At 51.8% G+C, this 20,570-nt stretch carries 18 protein-coding genes and 1 other annotated feature; of the genes, 2 read left to right on the forward strand and 16 right to left on the reverse strand.

All coding sequences use genetic code 11. The features are described from left to right. Window positions 1–285: 285 nt before the first annotated feature. Window positions 286–1,902: a peptide ABC transporter substrate-binding protein gene (locus BJU60_RS04355; protein WP_070327638.1), complete on the reverse strand. Its 1,617-nt coding sequence runs from the start codon at window positions 1,900–1,902 to the stop codon at window positions 286–288. A gap of 272 nt (window positions 1,903–2,174) precedes the next feature. On the opposite strand from BJU60_RS04355, the gene BJU60_RS04360 reads away from it, so the two are divergent. Both BJU60_RS04360 and trpS read left to right on the forward strand, forming a co-directional pair. After that, the gene (locus tag BJU60_RS04360) at window positions 2,175–2,552 is read left to right on the forward strand and encodes a DUF3899 domain-containing protein (protein WP_070327639.1); all 378 of its coding nucleotides are present in this window, start codon (window positions 2,175–2,177) and stop codon (window positions 2,550–2,552) included. Between the two features lie 45 nt (window positions 2,553–2,597). Beyond that, window positions 2,598–2,805 (forward strand) — a binding site (T-box leader). A gap of 47 nt (window positions 2,806–2,852) precedes the next feature. Next, on the forward strand, window positions 2,853–3,854 hold the full coding sequence (gene trpS / locus BJU60_RS04365) for a tryptophan--tRNA ligase (RefSeq protein ID WP_070327640.1): 1,002 nt from the start codon (window positions 2,853–2,855) through the stop codon (window positions 3,852–3,854). Window positions 3,855–3,952: 98 nt separating this feature from the next. Here trpS and BJU60_RS04370 read toward each other — a convergent pair whose 3' ends face one another. The 15 genes from BJU60_RS04370 to BJU60_RS04440 all read right to left on the reverse strand — a co-directional run bounded on the left by BJU60_RS04370 (window position 3,953) and on the right by BJU60_RS04440 (window position 20,510). Next, window positions 3,953–5,617: a peptide ABC transporter substrate-binding protein gene (locus BJU60_RS04370; protein WP_070327641.1), complete on the reverse strand. Its 1,665-nt coding sequence runs from the start codon at window positions 5,615–5,617 to the stop codon at window positions 3,953–3,955. Window positions 5,618–5,820: 203 nt separating this feature from the next. Next, on the reverse strand, window positions 5,821–7,353 hold the full coding sequence (locus BJU60_RS04375; protein ID WP_070327642.1) for a peptide ABC transporter substrate-binding protein: 1,533 nt from the start codon (window positions 7,351–7,353) through the stop codon (window positions 5,821–5,823). A 66-nt stretch (window positions 7,354–7,419) separates the two neighbouring features. Further along, complete coding sequence (gene fabF / locus BJU60_RS04380) at window positions 7,420–8,652, reverse strand: beta-ketoacyl-ACP synthase II (RefSeq protein ID WP_070327643.1); 1,233 nt, start codon at window positions 8,650–8,652, stop codon at window positions 7,420–7,422. Then, entirely contained in the window at window positions 8,649–9,608 is a 960-nt protein-coding gene (locus BJU60_RS04385; RefSeq protein WP_070327644.1) for a beta-ketoacyl-ACP synthase III, read from the reverse strand. The genes fabF and BJU60_RS04385 overlap by 4 nt, the downstream gene beginning before the upstream one ends. A 76-nt stretch (window positions 9,609–9,684) precedes the next feature. Next, complete coding sequence (mtnN, locus tag BJU60_RS04390; protein ID WP_070327645.1) at window positions 9,685–10,389, reverse strand: 5'-methylthioadenosine/S-adenosylhomocysteine nucleosidase; 705 nt, start codon at window positions 10,387–10,389, stop codon at window positions 9,685–9,687. Between the two features lie 56 nt (window positions 10,390–10,445). Beyond that, entirely contained in the window at window positions 10,446–10,919 is a 474-nt protein-coding gene (greA, locus tag BJU60_RS04395) for a transcription elongation factor GreA (protein WP_070327646.1), read from the reverse strand. A 63-nt stretch (window positions 10,920–10,982) separates the two neighbouring features. Next, entirely contained in the window at window positions 10,983–11,621 is a 639-nt protein-coding gene (gene udk / locus BJU60_RS04400) for a uridine kinase (protein WP_070327647.1), read from the reverse strand. A gap of 16 nt (window positions 11,622–11,637) precedes the next feature. After that, on the reverse strand, window positions 11,638–12,279 hold the full coding sequence (locus BJU60_RS04405; protein WP_070327648.1) for an O-methyltransferase: 642 nt from the start codon (window positions 12,277–12,279) through the stop codon (window positions 11,638–11,640). Window positions 12,280–12,345: 66 nt separating this feature from the next. Beyond that, window positions 12,346–13,485 (reverse strand): endolytic transglycosylase MltG, encoded by a 1,140-nt coding sequence (gene mltG / locus BJU60_RS04410; protein WP_083273980.1) that lies wholly within the window; start codon window positions 13,483–13,485, stop codon window positions 12,346–12,348. A gap of 69 nt (window positions 13,486–13,554) precedes the next feature. Beyond that, window positions 13,555–13,851, reverse strand: coding sequence for a DUF1292 domain-containing protein (locus tag BJU60_RS04415; RefSeq protein WP_024369916.1), 297 nt, complete (start codon window positions 13,849–13,851; stop codon window positions 13,555–13,557). Between the two features lie 13 nt (window positions 13,852–13,864). Beyond that, window positions 13,865–14,287 (reverse strand): Holliday junction resolvase RuvX, encoded by a 423-nt coding sequence (ruvX, locus tag BJU60_RS04420; protein WP_070327649.1) that lies wholly within the window; start codon window positions 14,285–14,287, stop codon window positions 13,865–13,867. A 1-nt stretch (window position 14,288) separates the two neighbouring features. After that, window positions 14,289–14,555, reverse strand: coding sequence for an IreB family regulatory phosphoprotein (locus tag BJU60_RS04425; protein WP_035386073.1), 267 nt, complete (start codon window positions 14,553–14,555; stop codon window positions 14,289–14,291). A gap of 37 nt (window positions 14,556–14,592) precedes the next feature. Then, complete coding sequence (gene alaS, locus BJU60_RS04430) at window positions 14,593–17,235, reverse strand: alanine--tRNA ligase (RefSeq protein ID WP_070327650.1); 2,643 nt, start codon at window positions 17,233–17,235, stop codon at window positions 14,593–14,595. Between the two features lie 310 nt (window positions 17,236–17,545). After that, window positions 17,546–19,756, reverse strand: coding sequence for an SF1B family DNA helicase RecD2 (recD2, locus tag BJU60_RS04435; RefSeq protein ID WP_070327651.1), 2,211 nt, complete (start codon window positions 19,754–19,756; stop codon window positions 17,546–17,548). 67 nt (window positions 19,757–19,823) lie between these two features. Then, window positions 19,824–20,510: a hypothetical protein gene (locus tag BJU60_RS04440; protein WP_070327652.1), complete on the reverse strand. Its 687-nt coding sequence runs from the start codon at window positions 20,508–20,510 to the stop codon at window positions 19,824–19,826. Window positions 20,511–20,570 lie beyond the last annotated feature (60 nt).

The raw sequence follows: 20,570 nt of genomic DNA on the forward strand, positions 1-20,570 counted from the left end.
TTTCTAATTGTTTCTATGCTTGCACCAACAGCGTCACTATGACATATTTCCCTTTTCTTGAATTCACAAAATGAAAGGAATTTTCTGAAAGAATAGGTCAAACGTCATCTCAAGGCTCTTAGCACAGCATATGAAAATCAAAAAACTCTCAGTTTCTGAAGTATTCTGAATTTTCACTGTTACTCCATTATACTTTACCAACAAAACATTTGAATAGTATTTTCTCTGAATTCGATATTTTTTTTAGAAAAGTGGGGACATGCTTGCGCATGTCCCCTCGCCTATTTAGTTTATATCAACGTATTTGTACTGGTAATCAGCACCGAAAAGTTGACGGTTGAAGTTCTCGATGTTCGGACGGATCAAGTAAGCGACACCGGCCTGATAGATCGGCATGATCGCTTGGTCTTGTTCGATCAAGAGCGTTTCCGCTTCTTTGAATTTGTCGTAACGGGCATCGATCGCTGTTTCAGCCGAAGCTTCATCGATCAACTTGTCGTATGCTGCTGACTTGTACTTGATATCGTTTTGACCGTTATCTGACGTGAAGATGCCAAGGTTTGTGAGCGGATCTTGATAGTCAGGTCCCCAAAGAGCGAATGACATCTGGTAGTCCCCGTTCGCTTCGCGTTCGAGCTTGTTGTTGAACGGTTGTTGCGAGATGTTGACCGTTACGTTCGGCAAGTTCGACTCGATTTGGCCTTTCATGTACTCTGAGATTTGTTTTGAAACTTCACTGTCGAATGAAAGCAATTCGATTGTGATCGCTTCGCCACCAGTTGCTTCTTCCCAAAGCGTTGCTGCTTCGTCAGTGTTTGTCTCGAAGTGTTGGACGCCTTCCGTATAATCCGTTCCGTCTTCATACTTGATGAATTCTTTCGGGATGAACGAAGTCGTTGCGATCGAACCGTTGTTCAACAGTTGGTCGACAATTCCGGCTGGGTCAACGGCACGAGCGATTGCTTTACGTGCGTTCACATCAGCGAATACTTCATCTTCATGATTGAACTTGAAGTAACCGACCGCTGAACGAAGTCCTGTGTTGTAGTCTTCGTCTTCTTGGAAAGCAGCGACTTGCTCAGACGCGAGGCCTGCGTAATCAACATCGCCTGCTTCATACAAGTTGACGACCGTTGACGTATCTTTGACGACGCGAACGTCGACTTTGTTGAGGGCGACGTTGTCGGCATCCCAGTACGTATCGTTTTTCGTCAAGACATAGCCTTGTTCACGATCCCACTCTGACCATGTGAACGGACCGTTGTAGAGAAGGTTCTCTGTGTTTTTTGCGAAGTCCGCTCCTTGCTCAGTTGCGAACGCTTCATTGATCGGTGTGAACGTACCGAACGATGTGAGTGAGACGAACGATGGGTCCGGACGCTCGAGTGTAACTTCTAGCGTTTTCTCATCGATTGCTTTCACACCAAGTTCTTCTTTAGGAAGGTCACCCGTGTTGATCGCTTCGGCATTTTTTACCGTGTTCATGATATACGCATATTGTGAACCAGTTTCTGGGTCCACGGCACGTTGCCAAGCGTAAACGAAGTCATTCGCTGTGACCGGCTCACCGTTCGACCATTCGGCGTCACGAAGCGTGAACGTGTAGACAGTTTCGTCTTCGTTCAATTCCGGCTCTCCTTCGGCGATGGCTGGAACAGCTTTACCTTCTTGATCAAGACGGTAAAGACCTTCCATTGTGTTGGCGATCAAGTTGAACGCGACTGCGTCCGTTGCGAGCGCCGGGTCGGCTGTAGTAATGTCAGACGTGTCCGTCAAACGAAGTACTTTCTCTCCGTTCGAAGACGAACCGCCGTCAGAGTCTCCGCCAGTCGAGCAAGCGGCGAGCACTGAACCGAGCGCTAAGATGAGTGTCATCATTAGCAAAATCGATTTTTTCTTCATTGCGATGTCCCCTTTCCAATCTCGTGAAGCTTATCATTCCGTCGGACTAACATCTTACTCTTTTTCTTTAATTTTCTGAATATTACATAAAGTATCCGACGAAAGAACGTTAGGGCTATTGTAAAAAATTTTTAATCAAACTGTCAACTACGAAATAAACCGCTGTCATTTGAAAAACTTCCTTCTCGCCATAATAGCGGGACTACGCGTATCATAGAACCATAAGCAAACGTGACAAATTGACGTCGTCACGTTGAAAGGAGTTTGTCACATTGAAAAATTTTAGAAGTATATTAATCATTTGGGGAATTGTCACAATTGCCTATACGGTTTGGTCGTATGTGTCGTATTACCGTGCGGAATCGTTCGCGTTTCATTTGAGCGGCGGCTTGTTCGTCGCCGGCATGATCGTCTTCGCGTACGGGATGTTCTCACAGATGAGCGCTTCAGGATTGTTCGACGGGATCATGTACGGGTTTAAACGAAATCGCCGCGCCAAACTAAAGGAAATCGATTCCGATTATGAAGAAGACGAAAAAGACGACGACGAGATGAAAGAAGAACGTTCCGCCCGTAAACAGTCGGCTTGGCGTTGGGTATACGTCGGGATTGGCAGTGTGATCCTGTCATACGTCATCACCCTCGTTTGACCTTTTTGTTTTTCCACCAATATGCTAAACTAAATGCAGAACATAGGAAACACAAGGAAGAAGACAAGTACCTCGAACTCCCTCTCCCCCAGAGAGTCTACGTTGCTGCGAGTAGACGGAGAGCGTTCAAGCGAATGGACTTCAGAGTGGCTCACCTGAATGGTAGTACGGTGAGACGGTTACGCCCGTTAACGCGATCAAGTGGCATGATTTCATGCAAATTTGGGTGGCACCGCGGTTATTCGTCCCGATTTTTCGGGCGGAGAACTGCGGTTTTTTATATTTTATGGAGGTGTAGGCATGGCAACGATATTTTCAGGCATTAAACCGACCGGCGTCGTGACGCTCGGTAACTACTTAGGGGCGATGAAACAATTCGTCGATCTTCAAGAAGAACATGACGCGTACTATTGTATCGTCGATCTTCACTCGATCACGGTCCAACTTGACCGCGTCGAGCTGATGGACAACACCCGCAAGCTGGCGGCGCTCTATCTCGCCTGCGGACTTGACCCTGAGAAGGCAACGATCTTCGTCCAGTCAGAAGTAAAAGCGCACGCCCAACTCGGATGGATGTTGACGTGTATCGCTGGGATGGGCGAACTCGGTCGGATGACGCAGTACAAAGATAAATCGCAAGGTAGCGATAACGTCGGGGCCGGGCTGTTCATCTATCCGACACTCATGGCGGCGGATATTCTACTTTATGGGACAGAGCTCGTGCCGGTCGGTGACGATCAAAAACAACATATCGAACTGACGCGCGACTTGGCCGAACGGTTCAACAAACGCTATTATGAGACGTTCAAGATTCCTGAGCCGCTCATTCAAAAAGAAGGGGCTCGGATCATGAGTTTGACGAACCCCGAGAAGAAGATGTCGAAATCGGACGCGAACATTAAAGGCTTCATCTCGATGCTTGACGAACCGAACGTCATCCGTAAAAAAATCAAGAGCGCCGTCACGGACTCGAGCGGCGTCATCAGCTTCGACCGGGAGAATAAGCCGGGCATCTCGAACTTGCTCGAGATTTACTCGTTGTCGACGGGTACTTCGATAACAGATCTCGTGACTCAATACGCAGACTCGAACTACGGAACGTTCAAGCAAGACGTCGCCGAAGCGGTCGTCGCCATGCTCGAACCGATTCAAGCGCGCTATCACGAACTCGTCGACTCGTCAGAGCTTGATGCGATCCTTGATGTCGGCCGTGAGAAAGCCGAAGCAGTCGCGAACAAGAACCTCGCCAAGATCGAGAAAGCGATGGGCTTAAGCCGAAAACGTGCCAAAGTGAAAAAATAAGACAGAGCCGCCCAACGCATGCGTTGGGCGGCTTCTTTATGGAAGAACACAAAAAAAGAAAGAAACAGGCGTCCCTGTCTCTTTCTGGTGAATGTTGCTTATTGCTCTTTGCCTTCGATGAATGCCCACTTGTACGAGTAGTCAGCGCCGAACCCGTGTTCAACGATTCCTTTAACGTACGGCTTCGTGAGACGAGCTGATCCGCGTTGGTAAACTGGCGAGATCGCGTTCTCTTCAAGAACGATTTTCTCTGCATCTTGAAGCTCTTTCCAACGTGCTTCAGCATCTGTGTTCGCTTTCGCAGATTCGATGAGTGCATCGAATTCTTCGTTCGACCACTTACCACGGTTGTATGGTCCGTCAGTTACGAAGAGGTCAACAAACGTCATTGGATCCTGGTAGTCAGGTCCCCAGCCTGCGAATGTAAGCTCAAAGTCACCTTTGTTCTCGAGGTCGAGTTTGTTGTTGAACGGTTGTTGCTTGATCGTAAGCGTCATGCCTGGAAGGTTCTTCTCAAGTTCACCTTTGATGAACTCACCGATTTGCTTCGCAGACTCTGAGTCGTAGTTGAGGAGTTCGATTTCGACAGAATCTGTCCCGAGCTCTTCAAGTCCTGCTTCCCAAAGTTTTTGTGCTTCTTCAACGTTGTAACCACCGATGTCGCCGTTAGCGTCACGGAAGTCTGCACCGTCTGGGCCTGTTACGAAGTCTTTCGGCACGAGGTAGTTCGCAGGTACTGAACCGTTCGCGAGAAGCGTTTCAGAGATTGCTGCTTTATCGTAAGCACGGTCGATCGCGTTACGGATATTTTGGTTGTCGAACGCTTCAACTTCAGTGTTGAACTGGAGGTAGAAGAGTGTCGGTTCAACGACAGTCGAGAATTCTTCGCTGTCTTGGTATTGAGCAACGAGTTCAGAAGTCAAACCAGTGCGGTCAACGTCGCCGTTTTCGTACAAGTTGACGCCCGTTGAAACTTCTTTAACGACTTTAACGTCGATTTCGTCGAGTTTGACGGCTTCAGCATCCCAGTAGTCGTCGTTTTTGACCATTTTCCAGCCTTGCTCGCGCTCCCAGCTTTCGAGTTTGAACGGTCCGTTGTAGAGCGTCGTCTCTGCAGACGTACCGAAGTTCTCGCCTTGTTCTGCGTCGAACGCTTCAAGTTTAGGCATAAATACGCCGAAGCTTGTGAGACCAAGGAAGTATTCAGCTGGTGCTGTCAATTTAACTTCAAGTGTCTGATCGTCAGTTGCTGTAACGCCGACCGCGTCACGCTCGCCTTCGCCAGTGTTGTAAGCTTCAGCGCCTTCGATGACAGACATGACGTAAGCATATTGTGATCCGTTGTCCGGATTAAGTACTTCTTTCCAAGCGTATTCGAAGTCGTTTGCCGTTACAGGCTCACCGTTAGACCAAGTTGCGCCTTCACGGATTTTGAACGTGTACGTTTTACCGTCTTCAGAAACTTCGTGTGACTCAGCCATCCCTGGTGTTGGGTTGTCTTCTTCGTCCATACGGTAGAGACCTTCGTTAACGTTGTTCAAGACGTTGAACGATACTGCGTCAGTCGCGAGAGTTGGGTTAAGTGAAGGAATGTCTGCACTGTCGAGCAAGTTGAGGACTTGCGCTTCATCTGCACTACCTTCTGAACCTCCGTCTCCGTTTGTTGTCGTTGTTTCTTCTTCCCCACCCGAGCAAGCTGCTAGGAACGCGCTAGATAGAAGCGTTACCGACGTTGCTAATGCAAAACCTTTTTTCTTATTCATTACGATGACCCCCTGATTATTTTCGTTTTAACGAAATGAACGATGGTAGAAAATTCTGAAAGTTAACTTTACAAAATTTGTTACCACAATCCCGTTGATGCAATAATACAATATTCTGATAATTTTGCAAAGTATTTATTTTGATTTTTCTAAAAAATTTTTACCATAGGCTAAAAGCCCGCCTAGGGAGACGGGCTTTTAGCTCATTTTTTATAAACTTTTGAAAAAGTTAGGACGTACGAAGGACCGATGACCGGAAATCCAATTTCCGCATAGGTGGAATCGACCGCGTAAGTTCTTCCAGCTTGGTAGATTGGAATAACGACTGCCTCTTCCAACAAGCGTTTTTCGGCTTGACGATACGCTTCGTTCCGCGCCTCGAGTACCTCAGTCGAGCGTGCCTCCTCCATCAGCCGATCGAACGTCTCGTCTTTATAACCACTCGAATTCAAATAATTTCCTGTTTCAAATTGAGTCAAATAAGCACTGAACGCCGGATAATCCGGTTGCCAACCAGACAGCGACAGCGCATAGTCACCTGCGACTTCTTTCCTAACTTTGTCACCGAGCGGCAGTTCAGTGATGGAAACAGACAGCCCCGGAAGTTTTTCAAGTTCGGTTTCAATCGTCTCGGCGATTTGTCTCGCTTCTTCATCGACAAAGCTGAGTAATTCGATGTCAATCGTTTCTTCTTCGTAGCGCTCTTTGACCGACTCGAACAAACTAGACGCATCTTCTTCAAACGAGACGTCTTGCGCACTGCCGTCTGTGACGAGCAACCGGTCCGTCGTTTGTTCGGCGCGGGCGAGTGTGTCTTTGAACGCCTCTCGATCGAGCGCAATCGCGAGCGACCGGCGGAAGTCAGGGTCATCGAACGGATATTCATCGACGTTCGATTTCAAATAGAAGACACCGCTCCGAGGTACATCGATGATTTCACTTTCAAGTGAGTCGATCACGCTTTCTTCCGTCCCATAAGGAAGCGGGTGAATGCCCGTTGCTTCCGTCCCGAGCGCTTCGTCCGCCCACATGATGATGCGCTCGAGCGTCACATTATCAGCGTCGTGATAAGATTCGTTTTTCGTCAGCGTCACTTGGGCCGCATCGATCGATTCGATTTGAAACGGTCCGTTCGCATCGAGTTCTGGCCAAGCCCCGATGGCTGTTTGCGGAAGAAACGCCGGCATTGCCAAAATCTCCTCGAACCCTTCCATCGGTCGTTCGAGCGTCAATTCGAGTGTCTGCGCATCGATCGCTTTGATACCAAGCGTCTCCGGCTCGGCTGTTCCGAGACTGATTTCTTTTCCATTTTTAACATCTTCAAGTAAGAAACTAAACGGTGAGTTCGTATCGTCATCCGCGAGTTTTCTGAAATGGTCGACGAACGTCTCGGCGGTCACCGCCTTACCGCCCACCGTCTGACTCGGCTTTAGCGAGAACGTGTACGTTGCTCCGTCCTCTGACCGGGTCAAGTTCTCGACGAGACCTGGCTCGATTTCACCGTCCGCCCCGAAGCGATACAATCCCTCATAGACATGAGACAATATCGTCTGGGAACTCGGGTCGATGGCGAGTAACGTGTTCGGCTGCTCCGGCAACGTCTCCCCGTGGATCGTCACGACTTGTTCTTCTTGCGGTACTAGTTCACGTGCCTGCTCGCGTTGTCCGTTCCAAATGATCAAAAAAAGTATAAGGACTGAACCCAACAAGGCGGCACCGATGATAAAACGTTTCATTCGGCATTCTCCCTTCTGTTAGACCAACCCTTATACCCTACCCGTTTTTAACCTATTTTTCTACAATCAGTCTGTCACTTTTGCGAATGCGAGTGTCGCATTATGGCCCCCGAAGCCGAGTGAATTGCTCAGTGCGTACTGAATATCAAGTTCCCGCTTTCCTTCTCGAACATAATCAAGGTCACAGTTTTCTGCCGGTTCGTCACAGTTGATCGTCGGATGAATCTGACCCTCATGAATCGACAACGCCGTGATGACCGCTTCGACGCCGCCCGCAGCACCGAGCAAATGCCCGATCATCGATTTCGACGAGTTGACGGCGAGCTGATCAGCATGTTCCCCGAACACATTGCGGATCGCTTTCGTTTCTAACATATCGTTTAGTGGTGTACTCGTCCCGTGGGCGTTAATGTACTGGACGTCTTCCGGTGCGATTCCGGCGTCACGCATCGCTTCACTCATCGCTTTCGACCCGCCTTCCGCTTCCGGTGACGGTGCCGTGATATGGTAGGCGTCCGAGCTCATCCCGTATCCGACGACTTCGGCATACATTTTGGCACCGCGCGCTTTCGCGTGCTCATATTCTTCGAGAACGAGGACGCCTGCGCCTTCGCCCATGATGAACCCGTCACGATTTGCATCGAACGGACGGCATGCCGTCGCCGGATCCGGGTTCGTCGATAGCGCCTTATTGGCACAGAACCCTGAAAACGACAACGGAGTGATTGGTGCTTCGGCCCCGCCTGCGAACATCGCGAGCGCATCGCCGCGTTGAATGACCCGGAACGCTTCGCCGATCGAGTTCGTGCCCGAAGCACAAGCCGTCACCGAGCAGTTGCTCGGTCCTTTCGCCCCGAGGTAGATCGAGACTTGGCCGCTCGCCATGTTCGGGATCATCATCGGAATGAAGAACGGGCTGATTCGGCGTGGTCCGCGTTCATGCAAGATGCTCGCTTGTTTATCGATCGTCTCGACGCCGCCGATGCCGCTCCCGATCCACGTCCCGACTTTGTCCGCCATCGCTGTCACATCTAGACCGCTATCCCGATGTGCGGCGTCCGCTGCTAAAATTGAGTATTGGATGAACGAGTCCATCTTCCGAGCTTCTTTTGGCTCAACCAAATGCTCGATATTCCATTCTCTGACTTCAGCGCCGACTTTTGCCGGGTACTGGCTAATATCAATCTTCGTCAACGTATCGACCGCATTGTCCCCGTTCAATAGCCGACCCCACATTTCTGTGACATCATTGCCTAACGGTGATACGACACCTAACCCTGTAATGACTACTCGTTTCATGAACAAATCTCCTCCGTGATTTTAGCGTTATTCCATGTGAGACAGCTCGCTCCCCAAGTGAGCCCGGCACCAAAGCCGGCAATGACGACCGTTTGTCCGGCCGTGACCTTCCCGATTTTAACCGCTTCAGCAAGTGCGAGCGGAATCGAGGCGGCCGATGTGTTCGCATGGTCTTGAATCGTGACGACTACTTTGTCTTCATCGAGCCCTAACCGCTCTATCGCCGCGTCAATGATGCGGCGGTTCGCTTGGTGCGGGACTAAGACGTCCATGTCGGCAATGTCTTTACCGGCTTGATGAAGCGCCTCTAACACGATGTCCGGCATTTTCCGGACCGCGAACTTGAACACTTCGCGCCCGTTCATGACAATTTTACCATCTTCATTCTCATATAAGAACTTCCCACCCGTACCATCGCTCCCAAGAACGATCGAATCGATTGCCGCGACGTCATCTTCCCCTAATATGACGGCACCTGCGCCATCACCGAACAAGACGGCAGTAGAGCGGTCGTCCCAATCGATCAAATTGCCCATCTTTTCGGCTCCGATGACGAGTGTACGTTTAAAGCCTTTCGACTGCATCAAGCTCTTCGCCGTATCCATCGCGAAGATGAAGCCGCTGCAGGCGGCGCTGACGTCAAATGCGACGGCACGTTTCGCGCCTAAGTTCGCTTGGACGAGACAAGCTGTCGCCGGGAATGATGGTGCCGTCGCCGTCGCGCAGACGATCGCGTCGATATCCTCGATTACAACCCCTGCGCTCGCAAGCGCTCGTTTAGCGGCCCGAGTCGCCATGTCCGCTACCGACATGTCCGCATCGGCCAAATGACGCGCCTCGATCCCGGTCCGGGTCCGAATCCATTCGTCGCTCGTATCCATACGTTTTTCCAAATCGACGTTCGTGACCCGGTTATCCGGAAGGAATGAACCGATGCCGATGATTCCAATGTTCATAGCTATAACCCCTATTCTTAGTATCTGGTACTAATATAAGGGAATGAAAAAGGGATGTCAACGCATCCCTCTCGAATTATTCACTTTGTCCGAGCCGTTTCGTGACCGCCATGACCATTTTCGCCGAGTTGATCGATGCCGTCTCTAAAAATTCATCGAACGACAAGTTCGCCTCTTCGTCGGCGCTGTCTGAGATTGAACGTGTGACGACGAACGGCACCCCGAACTGGTGGCACGTCTGGGCGATCGGGGCCGCTTCCATTTCAACGGCTGCGACACCATCAAAGTGTCCTAAAATTTCCGCGACTCGTTTTGAATCGTTGATGAACGAGTCCCCTGTGACGATCAGCCCGGTGTGGACGTTCACATCGTGCAAGCTCTCAATGACTTCCTTACAGACGTCCATCAAGTGCGCGTCCGCTTTATACGCAGCAGGCATGCCCGGGACTTGGCCGTACTCATAGCCGAACGCTGTCACGTCGACATCGTGGTGGCGGACTTCCGTCGAGACGACGACGTCTCCGACTTTCATCCCTTTCTTGAAGCCCCCGGCAGAACCGGTGTTGATGACGACGTCTGGTTTGAACTTGTCGAGCAAGAGCGTCGTCCCGATGGCCGCGTTCACTTTTCCGATCCCCGACTTTAAGATGACGACCTGGACGTTGCCAAGGTATCCTTCATAGAAGTGATAGTTCGCAATCTCAGTATCCGTCCGTTCTGTCAATTCGTTACGAAGCAAGTTCACTTCTTCTTCCATCGCCCCGATGATTCCGATTTTCATGTGATAGCCTCCTCAGAAAGAGAGCGACCTCCAATTGGATGCCGCTCTTTTAGTCATTATTTGATTTCTTTAATTTCGACGACCATGTCGCCACCAGGTGTCTGCACGTTCACGACGTCTCCGACGGTACGACCGAGAAGCGCTTTCGCGATCGGTGATTCGTTCGAGATTTTCCCGGTGAACGGGTCAGCCTCGGCACTACCGACGATTGTATATGTTTCGTCTTCATTGTCTGCTTGAATGAAGAACGTCACCGTTTTCCCGATCGCGACCATTGAATTGTCCGCACCATCGTCTTTGATGATGACGGCGTTACGAAGCATCTCTTCAAGTTGTGCGATGCGTCCTTCGACCATAGCCTGCTCTTCTTTCGCTGCATCGTACTCAGCGTTCTCAGACAAGTCTCCGAAGTCACGGGCAATCTTAATACTTTCAACGACTTCTTTACGGCGTACTGTCTTCAGTTCATTCAATTCATGTTCAATCTTGTCTTGTCCTTCTAACGTCATGTAATGTTGCTTTTCAGCCATATCCGTCACTCCTTCATTGTCTCCTAGTATATTACAGCAAATCAGAATTGAAAACGATTTATTTTAGTAGGCCCGATTGCGTTCCGTGAGCACCCAGCGGATCTTCGTCACGAGCAGATCGATGGCGACAAAATTCTCGCCGCCTTCAGGGACGATGATGTCCGCGTAACGCTTCGTCGGCTCGCAAAATTGCAAGTGCATCGGACGGACGACGTTCGTATATTGGGCGACGACCGAATCGATCGAGCGTCCCCGCTCGTTAAGATCGCGTTGCATCCGGCGTAAAATCCGGACGTCGGCGTCTGTGTCGACGAACACTTTAATATCCATCAACTCACGAAGACGGTCGTCCTCGAGTGCTAAAATCCCTTCGACGATGACGACGTCGACCGGTTGGATCAAAATCGTCTCGTCCGAACGTGTATGGGCCGCATAATCGTAAACCGGCTTCTCGATCGCTTGATGATTTTGCAACTGCTTGATCTGTTCGATCAACAAATCGTTGTCGAATGCGAACGGGTGGTCATAGTTCGTCTTATATCGCTCTTCCATCGTCATTTCTGACTGGTCTTTATAGTAGGCATCTTGCTCGATCATGACGACCGATTGTCCTTTGAACGCATCCACGAGTGCACGGGCGACGGTCGTCTTTCCAGATCCAGTCCCACCGGCCACGCCGATAATGACGGGTTTATGTTGCATCAAAGTTAAATCCTCCTCATCGTAATTTACGACTGATTGCTAGGCCATCACCGAGAGGCAAAATCGCGGTGTGATAATCGGTCCGTGCCATCAATTGCTCAGTAAACTGTTTTACGAGACGGACGAGCCGGCGTCTCCGACGGTCAAGAACTGACACGTCTTCGAGCAGGACGTCTCCTCTCAAAAACAAATTATCGCTGTAAATAGTACCACCAATTGGTACTAAAGCGCCATACCCATCAAAGAATTTTTGATATTGGCCTTTGGCTGCATCGATGAAAACCGCATCAAACGGTCCTTCGATCGACCCAATCAGTTCGACCGCATCGCCGTGAATGACGGTGATCCGGTCCGAGACGTCCGACCGTCTGATAAAGCCGAGCGCTTCCTCGTAACGACGTGCGTTGCGTTCGATTGTGACGATCTCGGCCTCTGGCAACAGCTCAGCCATGCGGATCGCACTGTATCCGATCGCCGTCCCGACTTCAAGTATACGCTGCGGCCGTTGCATCGCAAGCAACGATAATAACACCTCTGAGCCGGTCAAGTCCATGATCGGCACGTGATGAACGCGCGCAAACTCTTCCATCTCCGCTAAGAGCGGTGACCGGTTTAAAATCAAGTCCTCCACGTATCCTTCATAGGATGAATGTTCCACGTCTTACACCTCTTACTCTCTATTCATTCAAACGACCGGAAGCCAAGGCCTCCGGTCGCATATCTATCAGTTGTTCGCTTCTTCGAACGCTTCCCATTCGGGGCGATACGTGTTGACGTTCTGTTGATGTGCCTCATATGTCACTTCAAACAGAACTTCTCCGCTCGGGAAACCTTCGCGAGGCGGCCGTGCGTAGAAATAAACGTTGTCTGTATCGTTCGGGTTGAGCGTCGCTACGAACGCATCACGACTGACCGAGGCAATCGGACCAATCGGGATCCCAGGGTAACGGTACGTGTTATACAGTGAATCGTTTTGCAAATCATTGAACGACGTGAAAATTGACGTCTCACCCGTTCCGTACCAAACGGTCGGGTCGGACTGCAACTTCATCCCGTCCGCAAGCCGGTTCTCAAACACGCCGGCAATCTCTTGACGGTCTTCTGTCGATACCGCTTCTTTTTCGACGACGGAAGCGAGGGCGAGCGTCTCGTGGAACGTACGTCCTGACGCCTCGACAGTATCAGCATACTCGAGATATAGCTGTTCGGTCGGCTTGAGCATCTCATCGATGATTTGTGTGAGCGTGACACCTTTGTCGAACTCATACGTGGCCGGGAACAAGTAGCCTTCGAGCGGGTGATAAATCCCTTCTGCTAACACTTCTTCGGTCAACATCTCGTGTTCGGCGACGAGTGAACGGATATATTCCTGATCGCTCAGCTGTGCCGAAATCTCTTCTTTCGGAATTTCAGCCACGTTGGCGAGCCGCGCGATGACTTGATCGATTGTGAATCCTTCTGGAATGACGAGTTTGATGTCAGGTACGACGATCACTTTACCTGTTTTCAGCGTGGCGATCAACTCGTCAAGTGACTGTGACGGAGACAGCGTATACGTCCCCGCCTGGAACGATGACTCATTTTTAAACCGTGTGTATAAACGGAAAATCGTGCTACTCCTCACAAGTCCATTCTCTTCGAGTAGTTCGCCAATATAACCTGAGCCTGCACCGAGCGGAACCTCGACTTCGACCGTTTCGGACGAAGCGGGATCGATCGGCTCAAGTGACCGCTTTACGAATGCATACGAGACAGCGGCGCCCGTGGCGATGACAAGAAGAAAGACAGCAAGGATAATAACCGTGATGCGTCGAACGATCCGGCTACGCGCACGCTTCTCATCAGGCATCGATGGATGGTTCATGCGTGTTCTCCCCTGTTCTTCTGTATGAAGATGGGCGACGAGGGTTTACCCTAGCCGCCCGTCCATTTATTAGTCTAATCCGACTTCGTCGTTGACGATGTCGAACGCTTCCATCACTTCTTCAAAGTCATCATCATCTTCGACGAGTTTCAAGATGAACTCACCATCTTCAAGTTCTTCGATTTCAAACGCGTAAACTTCGATTGTATCTTCATCTTCTGTTTCCGGGTTACCGACTGGTTCGAGGACGACAAACGTCTTTTTCGAACGGTCGCTCGTCATACGGAAAATTTCTGCAAATAAATGCTCGTCTCCATTTTCATCTGGAATACGGTACATTTCTTCTTCACGACGGATTTCTGCCATGCGTAGTTCCTCCTTATTTCCCTGGACGATCCAGGTAATTTTGTAAAATCATGACGGCTGCCATCTTATCGATGACGGCCTTTCTCTTTTTACGGCTGACGTCTGCTGAAATGAGCATCCGCTCCGCTTGCATCGTCGTTAAACGTTCGTCGACGAGAACAGTCGGCAAACCGGTCGCCTCGGTGAGGGCGGCGGCAAACGCCTGTGACGCCTCACCCCGAGGACCGATCGTTGCGTTCATGTTCTTCGGAAGACCAACGACGACTTCTTTCACATCGTACTGCTCGATAATCGGTCGAAGCAAACGAACAGCCTGTTCAAAGTCGGGTTCCGTCCAATAGACCGTCTCCACACCTTGCGCCGTCCAACCCATGAGATCGCTCACTGCGACCCCAATCGTCTTCGAACCGACATCAAGCCCCATAACTCGCTTCATATTAGTCCTCTTTCCGATCGTTCAAATACGATTTGACCAACTCTTCGAGCAGTTCATCTCGCTCAATTTTGCGAATCAAGTTTCGCGCATCGTTATGACGCGGAATGTAGGCAGGGTCACCTGACAACAAGTATCCGACGATTTGATTGATCGGTTGGTAGCCTTTTTCCTCGAGTGCTTGATACACCGTGATCAGTGTCTCTCGAGTATTGGCTCGATTATCATCTTCTGGAAAATTGAATTGCATCGTGCGATCCATTTGGCTCACAAGAATCCACCTCTTTCCGTTTGCACTTCACATTCTATTATGCCAGTGATTGAACGTAATGTGAAGCAAACTTCAATGCTTCGTCCAGTTTTGTCGCATCACGACCTCCGGCTTGCGCCATATCAGGACGGCCGCCGCCGCCTCCACCGCAACGAGTCGCGACTTCTTTAATCAATTTCCCGGCGTGGAAACCGCGGTCGTTCAAGTCTTTCGTCACACCTGCGACCAGGTTGACCTTGTCACCGTTCGCTGATCCGAGAATGATGACGGCTGATCCAAGTTTTCCTTTCAACTCGTCGACCATGCCCCGGAGCGCATCCATATCCTGTCCGTCGACACGTTTGGCGATCAATTGGACGTCGCCGTACGTCTCGATCGAATCCGTGAGCGTTGACGCCTCGATGTTCGCAAGTTTGGCTTTCAACGACTCGGTCGCGCGTTCCGTCTCTTTCATTTCAACTTGAAGCGCTTGGACGCGAGTAGGCACTTCGAACGGTTTCGTCTTCAACAGTTTCGCAGCCGCTTCAAGCGTCTCGATATGTTGGTTCATGACTTCATACGCGCCAGCGCCTGTGACTGCCTCGATCCGGCGAGTCCCGGCCCCGATACCTGACTCAGACAAAATTTTGAACAAACCGATTTCAGCCGTGTTGGCGACGTGGCAACCTCCGCATAGCTCGACCGAGTAATCACCGGCCGCGACGACGCGGACGACGTCCCCGTACTTCTCTCCGAACAGCGCCATCGCTCCCTTCGCTTTCGCGTCGGCGATGTTCATCTCTTCGATATCGACACCGATTGATGCCCAAATCTTCTCGTTCACTTGACGTTCGATCGACTGGAGTTCATCCGCTGTCACTTGACCGAAGTGCGAGAAGTCGAAGCGGAGACGGTCCGGTGTCACGAGGGATCCGGCTTGATTGACGTGCTCACCGAGCGTATCTTTCAAAGCGCGGTGCAACAAGTGCGTCGCCGTATGGTTCTTGATGATCGCTTGGCGCTCGTCTTTATCGACCGTAGCCGTCACCGCGACCTCAGCCTTGGCGATCCCTGAATCGACGACGACCGTATGCAAGTTTTGACCGTTCGGTGCTTTCGATACACCCGTGACGCGCAAGACGAAGTCCGTTCCGACGATTCGGCCTTTGTCGCCGACCTGACCGCCACTCTCGGCGTAGAACGGCGTGTGGTCAAGGATGACTTGCGCCTCTTCTCCTGCCGCGACAACGTCCGCAAGCTCGCCGTTATGAATCAAGCTAACGATTTTCGCTTCAGACTCAAGATCCGTGTACCCGACGAATGATGACGGGAGCGTGATGTCAGCGAGGACACCGGATTGAATTTGCATCGACTCGACGTCAGCACGTGCCGTACGGGCCCGTTCACGTTGTGCGTTCATCGCTTGCTTGAATCCATCCTCATCAACCGTCAACTTGTGGTCTTCTGCGTATTCGATCGTCAACTCGAGCGGGAAACCGTACGTGTCATATAGACGGAACGCGTCTTCTCCACTGATCACGTTCGATCCAGTTGCTTTTTGTGCTTTCGCGACTTCGTTCAAGATCGCAAGGCCGTCGTGAAGCGTCTCGTGGAAGCGCTCCTCTTCGTTCTTGATGACTTTTTTGATGAAGTCCTTTTTCTCACTCACTTCTGGATAGAAGTCGACCATGATGTCGCCGACGACGTCGACGAGTTCAAACATGAACGGACGCTCGATCCCAAGCATCTTCGCGTAACGGACGGCACGACGGAGCAGACGGCGCAACACGTAGCCGCGGCCTTCGTTTGATGGGAGTGCCCCGTCCCCGATCGCGAACGATACGGTCCGGATGTGGTCGGCGATGACTTTGAACGCAACGTCTTTACTGTTGTTAGCCCGATACGTCTCACCGCTGATTTTTTCTGTCTCGCGAATGATCGGCATGAACAAGTCGGTGTCGAAGTTCGTCGGCACGTCTTGAAGCACACTCGCCATTCGCTCGAGTCCCATCCCTGTATCAATGTTTTTACGCGGGAGCTCGGTGTAGTTACCGTGACCGTCATGGTTGAACTGGCTGAAGACGATGTTCCAAATTTCAAGGTAACGCTCGTTTTCGCCGCCTGGATAAAGTTCCGGGTCAGTCGGGTCGTCACCGAACGCCGGGCCGCGATCGAAGAAGATTTCCGTATTCGGGCCAGACGGGCCTTCGCCGATCTCCCAGAAGTTTTCTTTGAGCGGGATGATCCGGTCAGCAGGAACACCTAACTCGAGCCAAATTTGTTTCGCTTCCTCGTCATCCGGGTGAATCGTTACCGACAAAAAGTCCGGGTCAAGCCCGTACCAGTCGTCGCTCGTGAGTAGTTCCCAACCCCATTTGATGGCGTCTTCGCGGAAATATTCACCGACCGAGAAGTTCCCGAGCATCTCGAAGAACGTATGGTGACGCGCCGTCTTCCCGACGTTTTCGATATCGTTCGTCCGAATCGACTTCTGGGCGTTGACGATACGCGGGTTTGCCGGAATGACGCGGCCGTCAAAATATTTTTTAAGCGTCGCGACGCCTGAGTTGATCCAAAGAAGTGTCGGGTCCTCGACCGGTACGAGTGAGGCACTCGGCTCGACCGCGTGTCCTTTTGACTTAAAGAAATCTAAATACATTTGGCGAATCTCGGCGCCAGTTAATGGTTTGAGCGGTTTCATCAACAATTCCTCCTTATTCTGAACGAAACGAAAAAAAAGCGATGCCCGTCCCTGTGGAAAGGGACGAAAGCATCGCTTCGTGGTACCACCCTCGTTCGCACGGATTTACCGTGCCTCGAAACATCCGATAACGCGGATGAGACGCCCAGGGTGAGTGGGGACTCCAGACTAGCTTCGGTCGACCGACCCCCATCTTCTCACAGCCTAGGAAGATGTCTCTGGTGAGGCGGTTACGACTTACTCATTTCCTTCATCGTCTTTAATCGTTTCAGTTTTCTATTGGTCATTATCACATGTCAGAAACCAGACGTCAAGACTTGCCGCCAAGCCGTTCGACGAGTTTTGTCCGCCGCACCGGCTCTTCTTCCCGCGTCGCCGCCTCGAGCGCCCGGACGTCGCCGAACAAGAGCAAACTCTTCTTCGCCCGCGTGACGGCCGTATAGATCAAGTTGCGCGACGAGCGGAAGCCGCCGTTGAAGAAGACGGGCATGAGTACGATCGGAAACTCGGAGCCTTGCGACTTATGGATCGTGATCGCATAGGCGTGGGTGAACTGGTCCCATTCGCTGCGGTTGTATTCGACCTCGGTCTGGTCGAAGCGGATGTAAATCTTATCGACTTTGTCGACGTTCTCTTTGGCGAAGAAGATGTTCGTGATCTCGCCGATGTCACCGTTATAGACGTTCTCTTCGGCGTTGTTGACGAGTTGGAGCACTTTGTCGCCGCTCCGGTACGTCCGATTGCCGTGTTTTACTTCCCTTGCCGCCGACTTCGGATTGAACACGTTTTGGAGCGCCTCGTTCAACCCATCGATGCCGCATACCCCGCGATACGTCGGGGCGAGCACTTGGATATCGAACGGCGAATAGCCTTTTCGCAGTGCGGCGCCGGCCATCTGACAGATCGCCTGCAGCGCCGTCTCTTGGTTCGCCGTATAAAACCGGCGGTCCGGCAACGCCGCGAGCAAGTCGTCTGGCATTTGTTTCGCGTTGAGCGCGTGCGCCAAACGCAGGATGCTCGACTCGGACGCCTGCCGGTGGACGACGTCGAGCCGGACGACAGGGATGCCGCCGGTCGCCATCAAGTCGGCGAGCACTTGTCCCGGTCCGACCGACGGGAGTTGATCACGGTCACCGACGAACAAGATCTTCATCCCGTTCGGCACGGCCCGCAGCAGGCTGCGGAACAAGAAGATATCGATCATCGAGGCCTCGTCAACGATTAACACTTTGCCGACGAGCGGGTTCGTGTCATCGACTTGGAATGAGCTGCCGTCGAACTTGAGCAACCGGTGAATCGTCGAGGCCGGTAGCCCGGTCGATTCACTGAGCCGCTTGGCGGCGCGGCCGGTCGGTGCGGCGAGGACGAACGGGAACGGTTGGTTCGGTACCGGCTCGAGTTTCCAATCGAACACGTCGCTGAGGGCGTGGATGATGCCGCGGACGACAGTCGTCTTCCCTGTTCCCGGTCCGCCGGTGAGCACCATGAGCGGGGACTTCAAAGCGAGCTCGATCGCTTCGCGCTGTTGCTTGGCGTACTCGATCGAGAACATCTCCTCGACCCGGCCGACCGCGTCGAAGATCGTCGTCATATCGACGTCTTCCGTCGTCGATGTCGACATGATCCTGGCCAGTTCTTCGGCTGCTTTTCGTTCAGCCCGGTAGATGCGTGGATGATAGACGACACCGTCCTCGACGATGATCCGTTCATCCTTGACGAGCGTCTCGAGCGCGCCGTTGAGTGCCTCGCCCGGGTCGCCGCCGATGATACGCGGCATCTCACTCGCGAGTTGATCGGCCGTGACGAACAAGTGTCCGTTCCCTTGCTCGAGTTCGAGCACATACAATACCGCCGCCGCGATCCGCTCCGGATGGATGCCTTGAATCCCGAAGTGAGCGGCGATGGCGTCGGCCGTCTTGAAGCCGATACCTTGCACGTCATACATGAGCGCGTATGGATTCTTTTCAATCGTCTCCATAGCCCGTCCTTCATACTCCTTATGAATCTTCGAAGCGAGTCGCGGGGTCACGTCGAACGGGGCTAAAAACAGCAACAGCTGGTCGACCCCGTATAAGACGTTCAACCGCTCGGTGATGACGCGGGCTTGTTTTTCTTTCAACCCTTCGATTTTCGATAAGACATCGGGATGCTTGACGATCTGGTCGATACAATCGTCACCGAGCGTGTCCGCGATTTTTTGTGCCGTCTTTTGGCCGATCCCTGGGAACGATCCGTTCGTCAAAAAACGGACAGCGGCCCGCTTCGTCATCGGGACGACGCGGCGGATCCAATCCGCTTTCATCTGTTTGCCAAACCGTGGATGGTCGACGAGACGGCCGTGCGCTTTGTACGTCTCGCCTTTCTCAATGCCGACACCGACGCCGGCGATGACCATTTCGGTCTCGTCTGTCTCAAAATTTTTCTCTTTTATACGTACGAGCGCAATGGTGTGCGCTTCTTCTTCCGATTGAAACAGGACGCGGATGACTTTTCCTGTCAACTCGTAAGGTGCTGCTATCATTCGAGCCACCTCCAGCTAGTTTTCCATTCCCCATTATAGCCCGAGTTCGAACGGTAGAACAAATGGACTAACTGAATAGATTCAAGATTTGCTCGAGTTGATCGAGGTTAAGCCGCTCGAGCAGCCGAATCAATTGGTCGATATCGACCCGATTTAAGATGCGTTCGAGTTGTTCCAAGTCGACGGTCTCTAGCAACCGCTCGAACCGTTCGAGTTCACCTGAGTTGACGTATCCTTCGAGCCGATCAAATAGCTCGGTCCGCTCGATGCGGAACAGCTGCTCGAGTGACGGTCGTTGAATGAAGAAGACGAGCCCGGCGGCCGCTACGTGGACACCCCAGTTGAGAACGACGTGACCGAGCCGTACCGTCTGTCCGACGAACGGGATGAGCGGGATGAACGAGAGTTGCAAGACGATGATGATGAGTTGAACGTACGGGTTCGAGATGAACCAGGCGGTGAGCGCGAGCAGTGCTGGGACGACCCACGCCACCCCGACCGTCCCGAGCGTCTTGGTCCACGACCGGTTTGATGACAATAGCCAATGCATGAGGATCCCGATGACGAGGAACGTCACAAACAATAACAAAAGCGTCGACGTCGCCCGCTCGGACTCGACGACGACCCGGTACAGCACGTTGTTCGTCCACTCCCCGCTGGCAAGCCGGTCATCGACCGCTGTAAATAAACGTCCGAGCATGAACCATTCGACAATGAAAAATACGACGACACTGAATAGACTAAGTATGCGCATGATGTCTCCCCTTTCTAGCGTTCCCCTTCTTTTCCCCGAACATGAAACAAGCTATGCACG

Origin of the sequence: Exiguobacterium aurantiacum, from assembly GCF_001766415.1 — a bacterium.
GTDB lineage: Bacteria > Bacillota > Bacilli > Exiguobacteriales > Exiguobacteriaceae > Exiguobacterium > Exiguobacterium aurantiacum_A.

Bases quoted from the DNA above. Each gene is read 5' to 3' on its own strand.
- BJU60_RS04355 (WP_070327638.1), bottom strand. From the start codon at position 1,902: ATGAAGAAAAAATCGATTTTGCTAATGATGACACTCATCTTAGCGCTC.
- trpS (WP_070327640.1), top strand. From the start codon at position 2,853: ATGGCAACGATATTTTCAGGCATTAAACCGACCGGCGTCGTGACGCTC.
- BJU60_RS04370 (WP_070327641.1), bottom strand. From the start codon at position 5,617: ATGAATAAGAAAAAAGGTTTTGCATTAGCAACGTCGGTAACGCTTCTA.
- BJU60_RS04375 (WP_070327642.1), bottom strand. From the start codon at position 7,353: ATGAAACGTTTTATCATCGGTGCCGCCTTGTTGGGTTCAGTCCTTATA.
- fabF (WP_070327643.1), bottom strand. From the start codon at position 8,652: ATGAAACGAGTAGTCATTACAGGGTTAGGTGTCGTATCACCGTTAGGC.
- BJU60_RS04385 (WP_070327644.1), bottom strand. From the start codon at position 9,608: ATGAACATTGGAATCATCGGCATCGGTTCATTCCTTCCGGATAACCGG.
- mtnN (WP_070327645.1), bottom strand. From the start codon at position 10,389: ATGAAAATCGGAATCATCGGGGCGATGGAAGAAGAAGTGAACTTGCTT.
- greA (WP_070327646.1), bottom strand. From the start codon at position 10,919: ATGGCTGAAAAGCAACATTACATGACGTTAGAAGGACAAGACAAGATT.
- udk (WP_070327647.1), bottom strand. From the start codon at position 11,621: ATGCAACATAAACCCGTCATTATCGGCGTGGCCGGTGGGACTGGATCT.
- mltG (WP_083273980.1), bottom strand. From the start codon at position 13,485: ATGAACCATCCATCGATGCCTGATGAGAAGCGTGCGCGTAGCCGGATC.
- BJU60_RS04415 (WP_024369916.1), bottom strand. From the start codon at position 13,851: ATGGCAGAAATCCGTCGTGAAGAAGAAATGTACCGTATTCCAGATGAA.
- ruvX (WP_070327649.1), bottom strand. From the start codon at position 14,287: ATGAAGCGAGTTATGGGGCTTGATGTCGGTTCGAAGACGATTGGGGTC.
- alaS (WP_070327650.1), bottom strand. From the start codon at position 17,235: ATGAAACCGCTCAAACCATTAACTGGCGCCGAGATTCGCCAAATGTAT.
- recD2 (WP_070327651.1), bottom strand. From the start codon at position 19,756: ATGATAGCAGCACCTTACGAGTTGACAGGAAAAGTCATCCGCGTCCTG.
- BJU60_RS04440 (WP_070327652.1), bottom strand. From the start codon at position 20,510: ATGCGCATACTTAGTCTATTCAGTGTCGTCGTATTTTTCATTGTCGAA.